The organism is Weissella sp. LMG 11983, from assembly GCF_025908495.1.
Lineage (GTDB): Bacteria > Bacillota > Bacilli > Lactobacillales > Lactobacillaceae > Weissella > Weissella fermenti.
Genome location: NZ_JAOZFD010000001.1, coordinates 1512928 through 1526471 on the forward strand (window position 1 = coordinate 1512928; position 13544 = coordinate 1526471).

Annotated in this window: 5 protein-coding genes, 1 tRNA gene, 3 rRNA genes and 1 pseudogene; 7 read left to right on the top strand and 3 right to left on the bottom strand. The window is 46.0% G+C overall.

Annotated elements, in window-relative coordinates; all coding sequences use genetic code 11:
* Window positions 1–17 precede the first annotated feature (17 nt).
* The 7 genes and pseudogenes from OIT45_RS07615 (at window position 18) to OIT45_RS07645 (ending at window position 11057) form a co-directional block, all read left to right on the top strand.
* Window positions 18–4339: pseudogene (locus tag OIT45_RS07615) on the top strand (PolC-type DNA polymerase III).
* Window positions 4340–4731: 392 nt separating this feature from the next.
* Window positions 4732–6308 (top strand): 16S ribosomal RNA (locus OIT45_RS07620).
* Between the two features lie 98 nt (window positions 6309–6406).
* A tRNA-Ala gene (locus tag OIT45_RS07625) sits at window positions 6407–6471 on the top strand.
* A 201-nt stretch (window positions 6472–6672) separates the two neighbouring features.
* A 23S ribosomal RNA gene (locus OIT45_RS07630) occupies window positions 6673–9587 on the top strand.
* A 91-nt stretch (window positions 9588–9678) separates the two neighbouring features.
* Window positions 9679–9795: ribosomal RNA gene (gene rrf / locus OIT45_RS07635) — 5S ribosomal RNA — on the top strand.
* The 16S, 23S and 5S rRNA genes sit together here with 1 tRNA gene alongside, the layout of an rRNA operon.
* Window positions 9796–9887: 92 nt before the next feature.
* Window positions 9888–10493, top strand: a complete 606-nt coding sequence (locus OIT45_RS07640) for a TrmH family RNA methyltransferase (RefSeq protein ID WP_199405033.1) — start codon at window positions 9888–9890, stop codon at window positions 10491–10493.
* An 87-nt stretch (window positions 10494–10580) separates the two neighbouring features.
* Window positions 10581–11057 carry an ASCH domain-containing protein gene (locus OIT45_RS07645; RefSeq protein WP_199405034.1) on the top strand — a complete coding sequence of 159 codons (477 nt, stop codon included), beginning with the start codon at window positions 10581–10583 and terminating at the stop codon, window positions 11055–11057.
* A gap of 47 nt (window positions 11058–11104) precedes the next feature.
* On the opposite strand, the gene OIT45_RS07650 is transcribed toward OIT45_RS07645, so the two are convergent.
* The 3 genes from OIT45_RS07650 to OIT45_RS07660 form a co-directional block, all read right to left on the bottom strand.
* Entirely contained in the window at window positions 11105–11734 is a 630-nt protein-coding gene (locus OIT45_RS07650) for a GyrI-like domain-containing protein (RefSeq protein WP_199405035.1), read from the bottom strand.
* A 4-nt stretch (window positions 11735–11738) separates the two neighbouring features.
* Window positions 11739–12599 carry an alpha/beta hydrolase gene (locus OIT45_RS07655; RefSeq protein ID WP_199405036.1) on the bottom strand — a complete coding sequence of 287 codons (861 nt, stop codon included), beginning with the start codon at window positions 12597–12599 and terminating at the stop codon, window positions 11739–11741.
* Between the two features lie 106 nt (window positions 12600–12705).
* On the bottom strand, window positions 12706–13092 hold the full coding sequence (locus tag OIT45_RS07660) for a hypothetical protein (RefSeq protein ID WP_199405037.1): 387 nt from the start codon (window positions 13090–13092) through the stop codon (window positions 12706–12708).
* Window positions 13093–13544 lie beyond the last annotated feature (452 nt).

Consider the following 13544-nt stretch of genomic DNA (forward strand, 5'->3'; position numbering starts at 1 on the left):
AGAAGGGAGCCCTTAACATGGCGTTGACCGCACAAGAACAATTCCAAACACTATTGCAACAATTGCAATATGAGGAAGTCCCTGCTAGTTTGCAACAAACGGCGTTGACTAAGCTAGCTGTGCACAAACAGTCTAAGGTCTGGCAATTCCACCTAGAAATGCCTGCGCTACCACCAGTGCAAGATATGGCCGCTTTGGTAGCACGCATGCAAACGGCTTTTGCCAATATTGCGCAAACCACTTACCAATTGCATTTGACAACTCAGCCAGATGCCCAACAAATTGTTGATTATTGGACGTGGGTACTGCAACAACATCAAAATGAACCAGGTGCCTTCCGTCAGGCGTTTGCCCATGTGTTGCCACAAATCGCTGACAACCAATTGCGTTTGACGTTTGATACAGCAGTTTGGGCAAACTATGCCCGTCAAACTGGGTTGCCAATTATTGAAAACACTTATAAGAAACTCGGTGTTGGATATCAACTGCCATTTAATATTCAAGTCGATGAACAATTGGCTGCTGAGTCACATGCGCAAGTTATGGCACAACGTGCTGCGCAGGATCAGCAACTGGCTGAAATGGCCAAGGTACAAATCGAACAAGCAGCCAAGCAACGTCAATCTGCGCCGCGTAATGGTGGTGGTGGAAATGGTGCACCAGGTACTCTTGGTCGCAAGATTGCTGCTGATGCTGAAATCACCAAGATGGCTGATATCGAGACTGAAGAACGTTCTGTTATCGTCGAAGGGTATGTCTTTGATGCCGAAGTCCGTGTTTTGAAGTCTGAACGTCAATTGTTGACGATGAAGGTGACGGACTACACGAGTTCATTTATCTTGAAGAAGTTCTCACGCGATGAAAACGATGAAGCATTCTTTGCTGATTTAAAGCCAGGTACATGGATTCGTGCGCGCGGTCCAATTCAACAAGACGACTTTGTGCGTGATTTGACGATGACGGCCTACGATATCGAAGTGATTAAGCACGCACCACGTATCGATCCTTATGAAGGCGAGAAGAAGCGTATTGAATTACACACGCACTCCGTTATGTCGACGATGGATGCCACTAACGGTATTGGTGACTATGTAAAGCAAGCTGCCAAGTGGGGCATGGATGCAATTGCCGTTACGGATACAGCCGGTGCTCAAGGATTCCCTGAAGCAGCGTCATCAGCTGCTAAGAATGACATCAAGATGATTTACGGTGTTGAGGTTAACCTGGTTGAAGATGGTGAGCCGATTATCTTCCATCCGGATCACACCAAGCTTGATGAAGCCGAATTCGTGGTTTTCGACGTTGAGACGACTGGTCTTTCAGCTGCCTATGATCGGGTGATTGAATTGTCAGCCGTCCGTATGGTTAAGGGAAATGTGGTTGCTGAATTCTCTGAGTTTATCGACCCTGGCTTCCCGCTAAGTCAAACCACGGTTGATTTGACATCAATCACGGATGACATGGTGCGTGGTTCTAAATCAGAAAAGCAGGTCTTTGAAGAATTCCGTGAGTTCTACGGCGATGCCATTCTAGTTGGACACAACGTGACATTTGACATGGGGTTCATGCAAGAAGGTTATGCCCGTCACGGGTTAGACCCAATCTCGAACCCAGTTATCGATACGTTGATTTTGGCCCGCTTCCTATACCCAAATATGCGTTCATACCGTTTGAACACGTTGGCTAAGCACTTTGGTATTGTGTTGGAGCAACACCACCGTGCCATCTTTGACTCTGAGACGACTGGTCATTTGAACCGTGTGTTCTTGGAGCAAGCGCGTGAAGAGTATGGTATCGAGTATGCTGACCAATTGAATGACCACATGATGGACAACGATGCATGGAAGCACGGACGTCCTAATCACGCGGTTGTGTTGGTGCAAAAGCAAGAAGGTGTTAAGAACCTTTATAAGATGATTTCTGAGTCAAACACGAAGTACTTGCAGCGTGTACCACGTGTACCGCGTTCTTTGTTGAATAAGTACCGTGAAGGATTGCTACTTGGAACCGGTGATAGTACTGGTGAATTCTGGGAAGCATTGATGCAAAAGGGATATGCTGCAGCTAAGGCTAAGGCAGAATACTACGATTACATCGAAATTCAACCTTCAGCTAATTACGTGCCAGCTTTGGAAGGTGAATTGATTCAAGACGAAGCCCGTTTGCGTGATTTGATGATGCAAGCGGTGAAGATTGGTGATGAATTGGGTAAGCCAGTTGTTGTCACTGGGGATGTGCACTATCTCAACCCTGAGGATGCTATCTATCGTAAGATTTTGATCAGCTCACAAGGTGGTGCTAATCCGTTGAACCGCTATAGTTTGCCGGATATGCATTTCCGTACGACGCAAGAATTGTTGGATGACTTTGCTTGGATGGGTGAAGACCTAGCTAAGAAGTTGGTCATTGATAATACGCACGTTGTTGCTGACATGATTGATGAAGTTGAGGCAATTAAGGGTGGAAACTATCCACCTAACATGCCAACTGCCGACGATGAAATTCGTGAGAAGTCATATGCAACGGCTTATCGTATGTATGGTAATCCACTACCTGAAATTATTGAGGCACGTATTGAGCAGGAGCTACGTTCAATTATTTCCAATGGATTCTCGGTTATTTACTTGGTTGCCCAACGTTTGGTGGCGAAGTCTAATAAGGATGGGTACTTGGTTGGATCACGTGGTTCTGTTGGATCATCATTGATTGCCTTGCTAGCGGGTATTACGGAAGTTAACGCGTTACCACCGCACTATCGTAGTGAGAGTGGTGACTATGTTGAATTCGTTGACCCACGTGAATATGAATCTGGTTATGACTTGCCTGAAAAGCTCAGCCCAATTGATGGGACGAAGTTGATTGGGGATGGCCACAACATTCCGTTTGAGACTTTCTTGGGATTTAAGGGAAACAAGGTTCCCGATATCGATTTGAATTTCTCGGGTGACTATCAGCCATTTGCCCACAACTACATGAAGTCGCTGTTTGGTGAGAACAATGTGTTCCGTGCTGGAACGATTGCCACCGTTGCCGATAAGACAGCGTTTGGGTATGTGAAGGCATATGAGCGTGACCACGACATTAGTTTCCGTGGTGCGGAGGTTGAACGTTTGGCGATGGGTGCAACCGGGGTTAAGCGTACAACTGGTCAGCACCCTGCTGGTATCTTGATTGTGCCTGATGATATGGAAATCTATGACTTTACGCCAATTCAGTTCCCAGCTGATGATTTGTCGGCTACTTGGCGTACGACCCACTTTGATTTCCACTCAATCCACGATAATATCCTGAAGATGGATATTCTGGGACACGATGATCCCACGATGATTCGTGCCCTACAGGATATGTCAGGTATTGATCCACAAACGATTCCGATGAATGACCCAGGCGTGATGAGTTTGTTCTCGTCACCAGAGTCATTGGGTGTTGAAGAAGAACAAATCTTCTCTAAGACGGGAACGCTGGGTGTGCCGGAATTTGGTACGGCCTTCGTTCGCGGTATGTTGGAAGAGACGCACCCAAAGAATTACTCAGAACTGCTACAGATTTCTGGTCTGTCTCACGGTACTGACGTGTGGCGTGGTAACGCTGATGAGTTGATTCAACGTGGTGTGGCGACAATCGGTACGGTTATCGGAACGCGTGACAAGATCATGACCGACTTGATTAACTATGGGGTCCAACCCGAATCATCATTCCAAATCATGGAAAAGGTGCGTAAGGGTAAGGGTATCTCGGATGAGTACCAAGCCGAAATGCGTGCTGCGGGTGTGCCGGAATGGTATATCGAATCTGGTTTGAAGATTAAGTATATGTTCCCGCGTGCCCACGCGGCGGCCTATGTCTTGATGGCGTTGCGCATTGCCTACTTTAAGGTATACTTCCCAACGTTGTACTACGCAGCGTACTTCTCAGTGCGTGCAAGTAACTTTGATATTGTGGCAATGTCACGTGGTTTGAACACGACAAAGGCCCGTATCCAAGAGATTCGTAAGATGGGAAATGAAGCGTCTGCCAAGGACAAGGATTTGATGACTGTACTAGAGTTGGCAAATGAAGCTCTGGAACGTGGCATCAAGTTCAGCATGGTTGATCTTTATAAGTCTGATTCTGAACAGTGGTTGTTGGATGGTGATACATTGATTGCACCATTTAACGCTGTGCCTGGTTTGGGAGATAACGTTGCCAAGCGCATCATTGCTGCGCGTGCAGAACGTGAATTCTTGTCAAGGAAGACCTTGCCCAACGTGGTGGTGTATCTAAGACGTTGATGGATTATCTTGATGAAAACGGCGTGCTTGCGGGGATGCCGGATGAAAACCAATTGGCTTTGTTCTAGATAGAAGTTACTATATAATAGATAGAAATCAAGGGACTCTCAGTAATGGGAGGCCTTTTTGTATTGTTCGGAAAATATTTGTAAATCTTAGCAGTTGACGAACATTCCATTTAGGGGTATATTATTCAAGTACCAAATAACAGGTACGACGCATGTGAACAACATGTGAACAGAAAGTGAAATTAGTTGTTGACAATTGATTATGACTTCTGTATTGTAGATTAAGTCGTCAAGGCGACGACGTAGGTCATTGAAAACTGAATATCGTTTCGATGAAACAAATGTGTAGGGTCATCAAGCTAAGCTTGATGCAAAAACATTTGCGAAGTCAATTCGCTAGTAAATTCGTTTAACTTCTGTTAAACAACAAAAATTGAGTTATACTCAAACTTCAAATTGAGAGTTTGATCCTGGCTCAGGATGAACGCTGGCGGCGTGCCTAATACATGCAAGTCGAACGCTTTGTGGTTCAACTGATTTGAAGAGCTTGCTCAGATATGACGATGGACATTGCAAAGAGTGGCGAACGGGTGAGTAACACGTGGGAAACCTACCTCTTAGCAGGGGATAACATTTGGAAACAGATGCTAATACCGTATAACAATGACAACCGCATGGTTGTTATTTAAAAGATGGTTCTGCTATCACTAAGAGATGGTCCCGCGGTGCATTAGCTAGTTGGTAAGGTAATGGCTTACCAAGGCGATGATGCATAGCCGAGTTGAGAGACTGATCGGCCACAATGGGACTGAGACACGGCCCATACTCCTACGGGAGGCAGCAGTAGGGAATCTTCCACAATGGGCGAAAGCCTGATGGAGCAACGCCGCGTGTGTGATGAAGGGTTTCGGCTCGTAAAACACTGTTGTAAGAGAAGAATGACATTGAGAGTAACTGTTCAATGTGTGACGGTATCTTACCAGAAAGGAACGGCTAAATACGTGCCAGCAGCCGCGGTAATACGTATGTTCCAAGCGTTATCCGGATTTATTGGGCGTAAAGCGAGCGCAGACGGTTATTTAAGTCTGAAGTGAAAGCCCTCAGCTCAACTGAGGAATTGCTTTGGAAACTGGATGACTTGAGTGCAGTAGAGGAAAGTGGAACTCCATGTGTAGCGGTGAAATGCGTAGATATATGGAAGAACACCAGTGGCGAAGGCGGCTTTCTGGACTGTAACTGACGTTGAGGCTCGAAAGTGTGGGTAGCAAACAGGATTAGATACCCTGGTAGTCCACACCGTAAACGATGAGTGCTAGGTGTTTGAGGGTTTCCGCCCTTAAGTGCCGCAGCTAACGCATTAAGCACTCCGCCTGGGGAGTACGACCGCAAGGTTGAAACTCAAAGGAATTGACGGGGACCCGCACAAGCGGTGGAGCATGTGGTTTAATTCGAAGCAACGCGAAGAACCTTACCAGGTCTTGACATCCCTTGACAACTCCAGAGATGGAGCGTTCCCTTCGGGGACAAGGTGACAGGTGGTGCATGGTTGTCGTCAGCTCGTGTCGTGAGATGTTGGGTTAAGTCCCGCAACGAGCGCAACCCTTATTACTAGTTGCCAGCATTTAGTTGGGCACTCTAGTGAGACTGCCGGTGACAAACCGGAGGAAGGTGGGGATGACGTCAAATCATCATGCCCCTTATGACCTGGGCTACACACGTGCTACAATGGCGTATACAACGAGTTGCCAACCCGCGAGGGTGAGCTAATCTCTTAAAGTACGTCTCAGTTCGGATTGTAGGCTGCAACTCGCCTACATGAAGTCGGAATCGCTAGTAATCGCGGATCAGCACGCCGCGGTGAATACGTTCCCGGGTCTTGTACACACCGCCCGTCACACCATGAGAGTTTGTAACACCCAAAGCCGGTGGGGTAACCTTCGGGAGCCAGCCGTCTAAGGTGGGACAGATGATTAGGGTGAAGTCGTAACAAGGTAGCCGTAGGAGAACCTGCGGCTGGATCACCTCCTTTCTAAGGAAAATCGGAAACCTACACATTCACGAAACGATATTCAGTTTTGAGTGACTTACACTCAAACATATACATACCATATATGACCATGGGACTGTAGCTCAGCTGGGAGAGCACCTGCTTTGCAAGCAGGGGGTCATCGGTTCGATCCCGATATTCTCCATTGCAACCTTCGGGTTGCAATATTAGTTCTTTGAAAACTGAATCATAATTGTAAATTTTTAAATTCATTTAATATTGTTAATCAATATAAATTGAGCCGAAAAAATACACCGCGTAATTTTTTGAGTTTTTTAAATTAGTTTAAAATCGCTTGTGGCCTTGAGCCACATACTCAAACTTATATCATCAACGTCAGTTGATAGGTTAAGTTATTAAGGGCGCATGGTGGATGCCTTGGCACTAGGAGCCGATGAAGGACGGGACTAACACCGATATGCTTCGGGGAGCTGTAAGTAAGCTTTGATCCGGAGATTTCCGAATGGGGGAACCCAACTTGTTATGCAAGTTATCACCTAATGAATATATAGTTAGGTTGAAGGTAGACGTTGTGAACTGAAACATCTCATTAGCAACAGGAATAGAAAGAAAAATCGATACCGTCAGTAGCGGCGAGCGAAATCGGTAGAGCCCAAACCAAAGTGCTTGCACTTTGGGGTTGTAGGACTGACATTGTGGAGTTACAAAGTTAACATTTAGCAGAATCAGCTGGGAAGCTGAGCGAGACAGGGTGATAGCCCCGTATGCGAAAAGTGTTGACCTCCCGTCAGGATCCTGAGTACGGCCGGACACGTGAAATCCGGTCGGAATCCGCGAGGACCATCTCGCAAGGCTAAATACTCCCTAGTGACCGATAGTGAACCAGTACCGTGAGGGAAAGGTGAAAAGCACCCCGGAAGGGGAGTGAAAAAGTTCCTGAAACCATGTGCCTACAAGAAGTTAGAGCCCGTTAATGGGTGATAGCGTGCCTTTTGTAGAATGAACCGGCGAGTTACGATACCATGCAAGGTTAAGGTGGAAAGACCGGAGCCGTAGCGAAAGCGAGTCTGAAATGGGCGAATTAGTATGTTGTTGTAGACCCGAAACCAGGTGACCTACCCATGTCCAGGGTGAAGGTGCGGTAAAACGCACTGGAGGCCCGAACCCGTGCATGTTGAAAAATGCTGGGATGAGGTGTGGGTAGCGGTGAAATTCCAATCGAACTTGGAGATAGCTGGTTCTCTCCGAAATAGCTTTAGGGCTAGCCTCGGAATGTAGCGTGTTGGAGGTAGAGCACTGTTTTGGTGCGGGGCCCATCTCGGGTTACCAAATTAAGATAAACTCCGAATGCCAATCACGTATGTCCGGGAGTCAGACAGTGAGTGATAAGATCCATTGTCGAAAGGGGAACAGCCCAGATCGTCAGTTAAGGTCCCTAAGTGTGTGTTAAGTGGAAAAGGATGTGGAGTTGCATAGACAACTAGGATGTTGGCTTAGAAGCAGCCACCATTTAAAGAGTGCGTAATAGCTCACTAGTCGAGTGATTCTGCGCCGAAAATGTACCGGGGCTAAACACACCACCGAAACTACGGGTGCCACGTAAGTGGCGCGATAGGAGAGCGTTCTAAGGGCGATGAAGTCAGACCGTGAGGACTGGTGGAGCGCTTAGAAGTGAGAATGCCGGTATGAGTAGCGAAAGACAGGTGAGAATCCTGTCCACCGTATGACTAAGGTTTCCTGGGGAAGGCTCGTCCTCCCAGGGTTAGTCGGGACCTAAGGCGAGGCCGAGAGGCGTAGTCGATGGATAACAGGTTGAGATTCCTGTACCAGGTGAACATGTTTGAACGATGGAGGGACGCAGAAGGCTAACGGATCCCAGCTGCTGGATATGCTGGGTTAAATAATAAGTCTTAGATCGAGTTAAATGCTTTATCTTTTAAGGACAAGTTATGATGAGGACCGAAATAAAGTAGGGAAGTCCGTGATGTCACGCTGCCGAGAAAAGCTTCTAGTTAGTGTTTACCTGCCCGTACCGCAAACCGACACAGGTAGTCGAGGAGAGCATCCTAAGGTGAGCGAGTGAACTCTCGTTAAGGAACTCGGCAAAATGACCCCGTAACTTCGGGAGAAGGGGTGCTCAGCGAAAGCTGAGCCGCAGTGAATAGGCCCAGGCGACTGTTTATCAAAAACACAGGTTTCTGCAAAATCGTAAGATGACGTATAGGGGCTGACGCCTGCCCGGTGCTGGAAGGTTAAAAGGAGTGCTTAGCTTTGGCGAAGGTACGAATTGAAGCCCCAGTAAACGGCGGCCGTAACTATAACGGTCCTAAGGTAGCGAAATTCCTTGTCGGGTAAGTTCCGACCCGCACGAAAGGCGTAACGATCTGGGCACTGTCTCAACGAGAGACTCGGTGAAATTTAAATACCCGTGAAGATGCGGGTTACCCGCGACAGGACGGAAAGACCCCATGGAGCTTTACTGTAGCTTGATATTGAGTGTTTGTGCAGCTTGTACAGCATAGGTAGGAGCCGTAGATACCGGGACGCTAGTTTCGGTGGAGGCGTCATTGGGATACTACCCTCGTTGTATGACCACTCTAACTCGCACCACTAAGCGTGGTGGAAGACAGTGTCTGGCAGGCAGTTTGACTGGGGCGGTCGCCTCCTAAAAGGTAACGGAGGCGCCCAAAGGTTCCCTCAGAATGGTTGGAAATCATTCGCAGAGTGTAAAGGCACAAGGGAGCTTGACTGTGAGACTTACCAGTCGAGCAGGTACGAAAGTAGGGCTTAGTGATCCGGTGGTTCCGCATGGAAGGGCCATCGCTCAACGGACAAAAGCTACCCTGGGGATAACAGGCTTATCTCCCCCAAGAGTCCACATCGACGGGGAGGTTTGGCACCTCGATGTCGGCTCATCGCATCCTGGGGCTGTAGTCGGTCCCAAGGGTTGGGCTGTTCGCCCATTAAAGCGGTACGCGAGCTGGGTTCAGAACGTCGTGAGACAGTTCGGTCCCTATCCGTCGCGGGCGTAGGAAATTTGAGAGGAGCTGCCCTTAGTACGAGAGGACCGGGGTGGACGTACCTCTGGTGTATCAGTTGTTCCGCCAGGAGCATCGCTGAGTAGCTATGTACGGATGAGATAAACGCTGAAAGCATCTAAGTGTGAAACTCGCCTCGAGATGAGATTTCCCATTCTTTATGAAGTAAGACCCCTCAGAGATGATGAGGTAGATAGGCTAGAAGTGGAAGTGCGGCGACGCATGGAGCGGACTAGTACTAATGGTTCGAGGACTTAACCAAGTTGAAAACGTGGTGTAAGGCTCAAACGAAGTTTGATTTACAGATTATGATTCAGTTTTGAGAGAGCTAAAATTTTCTCAATTAAATAGCGTGTCGTGATGATGGCATTGAGGTCACACCTGTTCCCATACCGAACACAGAAGTTAAGCTCAATAGCGCCGAAAGTAGTTGGAGGATCGCTTCCTGCGAGGATAGGACGTCGCGATGCAACGTGAACCGTACCAGAGATGGTGCGGTTTTCTTTTTGTACATAAAAATGATAAGCTAGTTTTACATATAAATTAAGAAGAGAAGAAAAACATGAGTAAGATTGATTTGAAAAATGCCATCGATTATCGTAACTTGGGTGATGATTTTAAAGGCATGACCAACGATGATATTATGCAGGCCTTGGATCAACATCGTGGTTATATGATTACTGCACTTCAAAACTTGACCCACGATTTTAACAAAGCGACAGCAGTACGTAACCACAATGCATTTTCTGGTCGTGAAATCGTCTTTTTGAATCCAGAAAATCCAATGGATCCTGAGAATGAAGAGGGTGCAAAGAAGTGGAATAAGACGGGGGCAGTTGGTGCGCAACACTACGAGCACATTAAGCATCGTAAAATTACGGACTATCAAGCCTTATTTGATGAATGGCACGCTGAGGGATATACGATTTATGCTGTTGATAACACGCCAGGTTATGAACTACACAATGTCTTTGAGACAGAATTTCCTGAGAAGAGTGTCTTCTTGTTTGGTGAGGAACAAATTGGATTGGCTGATGAATTGATTCAAGCGGCGGATAAGATGATTTATATCCCCCAGACCGGCTCGGTTCGTTCACTGAATGTGTCAGTCGCACACGGTATCATCGCTGCGCTTTATACTGCACAACACCCAGTACCTGAAAACTAATCTGTGTTAAAGTGTCGATTGTCGAAGTAGGCACTTTTTTAGTATCTCTGGTAGACTTGTTCTTAGATACTAAATATGGGGGACGTTATGAAACCAGCAGAAGAAGCGTATTGGAAACAATTCAAGGAAGAACACAACCTACCAAATGCAGTATTTGGTAGTGCTTGGGCGTTTGGGGCGTCAGCAAGTCAAGCGGATGAACTTGCGCAACTAACTCTTACCGGAGAAAAAACTGCAACGGCGAGTGCGTATGAGTTGTATCAATTGGAGGGGGAACCATTACCAACGGCTAACTCTTGTTACGATATTCTATTGGATGGTAGTGGCAATCCGGTAGCGGTGTTATGCACAAAGGAAGTATCTGTGGTGCCTTATCATCAAGTCGATAGCGCTCATGCCTATGCAGAAGGGGAAGGCGATAAGTCACTTGAAACTTGGCGCCGGACGCACGAAGAATTTTTCCAACGCGAATTTGCGGAAGTTGGTGAAATTGTTGACTTCAGTCGTTTGAACGTTGTATTAGAAAAATTTGAAGTTGTTTATGCACTACCTTTAGCTGCTTAACTATGTAATGAAAAAAGTGATCACAAGCGCAATGCTGTGATCACTTTTTATTTTGGCGTTACTTCGACCTCCAACACCGTCTTTAATCGGTCCGGTGAAATGCGTCGGGCGTCGTTTAGATAATATTCAGTATGGTTCTGAGAAGTACGGGTCAGTTGATGCTCGTTTAAAAACATATCAATGTGGTCAAATGATATTTGCTCGTCATCATAAGGGCCAACGTGCAACATTTGAACCACGCGTTTTTCAGGTAACGTGACAATGTTAACTTTATCGATTAACTTAGATTTGCCTGCTGCTTTAGCGTCCGACAGTGTTTTTTCAGCAAGTCCGATGGGCACAAAGTCTGGAATCAGCATACGTAGTCTGAATACGAAATCATCTTTGGTCCAGGCTCCTCGATCAACAGCGACGCGACTGATCGTCCAATCACCTAGTAGCGGTGGTACTGTGTAATCAGTATAGATGCCATGAACAGATGGATCAGCTTTTTTGAAGGCCATCTTAGTTGGGTATGCAACACTGTATAAAGCGGCTATGTAATCTGGGAATAAAGCATCGTTGGGATTGCCTTCACCGTGGATTTCAAAGTATGCATGACGAGGAATCACAACTTGCTTAGGACGCTTAGTTGAATTGAACTCAACCGTGGCCATTTTCTTAAAATCATATTTCATAAAGTTAACCCACAATAAAATCGTAAATCTGATTCTTAGCTGCCAAGTTACGTGTAAGTGGCCAAATTGGATAGGCGTGTGGCAAGCCACTACCTTCAATGTACGTCACGTTATCGGCAAATTTTTTGGCGAAAATTCGGTTGTCTGGATTTGTTAAATCGCGTGTACCACTGATTAGAAGAATTGTTTGGTGATTAAAGTTGCCGTTAATTGGAGAGACGATCGGATCGGTGATATCATGCGACCCGCGAATGGCTTCTATCAAATCCGGAATGGCGTTTAATGACAAAACAGGATCGTGCTTTGCGGCAGCTTTAATATCAGGATTAGTCAGTGTCATATCAACCATTGGACTAATTGCGACAATTCGTTTGATAGGAAAGGCCTCCATTAGCTGAACATAACCAAGCGCAATCTGAGCGCCGGCGGAATCACCAACTAAGACAATTTCACAATCATCATAGGTGTGACGTAAACGCCAAATGGCTTGATGCACGCGTTCGTAAATTTCATCCAGTGTCGCATGCGGTACTAGTGGGTAATCCAACACAGCACATGGGATATTTGTATTACGTACTAAATCACCAATGAAATGCCAATGATAGGCAGTTATTGGCTCAATAAAGCCACCGCCATGTAAGTACAACATAACGGTAGTAGGCTTGCGTAGATTAAAGTCCCTGGGTACTAGAATCTCCATGTACTCTTCAGACACAAGTTCGAATTCGTGTCGTAATTTAGCGCTAGGCTCAGCAGCTGTGGCAGGCTTACTTGCTAACTCTTCCCATAGCTCCTTGCCAGAAAGTTGCCAGACGTGATTAAGCCCAAGAACACGGCTACCAAATATAAAAAGTTGACGATACATAGACTTTCCTCGTTTCGGGTGAGTTCTCAGTATCGCCATTGTAGCAACCGGACGTGATGAAATTGCGTAAAAAAATACCCCAGTAAGTGAATACTGGGGTAGAAGGCTATAGTAGTAATTCGAATTCAAGGTTATTGTATTGGTCACGTTCGCGGATTTGGCGGTAACCAAATTCTTGTTCTTCACGAACGAGCAGATCGGTGTGCCAAGTAATCTTGTCGGCGAACGTCGCAAACATCTCTTCCTTAAGTTGGTTCACTAGTGATAGGAACTTGGTTGCTTCGTCGGCGGTCATTGATGCGTATAGGCGTTCATCATTACCGTACTTCTTTGAGTTACGCTTCAACATCACGTTCATCACTTGACGTGTGTAGGCAGGGTTGCGGTTCAAACGGACACTAACGTTAATATGGTTGTAGTGGAAGTCACGACTGTATTGTAGCAACATTGCTAGAAATTCAGCAGCATCCACCTTTTCTGGTTTGTTTGCCATGTATTATTAATTCCTTAATCTGTTTTATTACTGTCTACTAGTATAGCACGAGTTAAGTTTGACCTGAGAAAATGTTTCTGTTGAACAAGGGGGTTGCATTGTTCTTTGGAAAGGGGTAATATATTCAAGTTGTCTTTTGAAGAAAGCAACGCTCAAAAAGATGTTCAACAAAGTTGTTGACATTCAGCAAAAGGTTCTGTATTATATATTAAGTCGTCTCAGAGATATGAATTATTTATGAACGATGTATGAAAATTGATTGAAATTAGTTGTTGACATTTCATTCTTTCTTCTGTAATATAGATTAAGTCGTCAAGGCGACGACGTAGGTCATTGAAAACTGAATATCGTTTCGATGAAACAAATGTGTAGGGTCATCAAGCTAAGCTTGATGCAAAAACATTTGCGAAGTCAATTCGCTAGTAAATTCGTTTAACTTCTGTTAAACAACA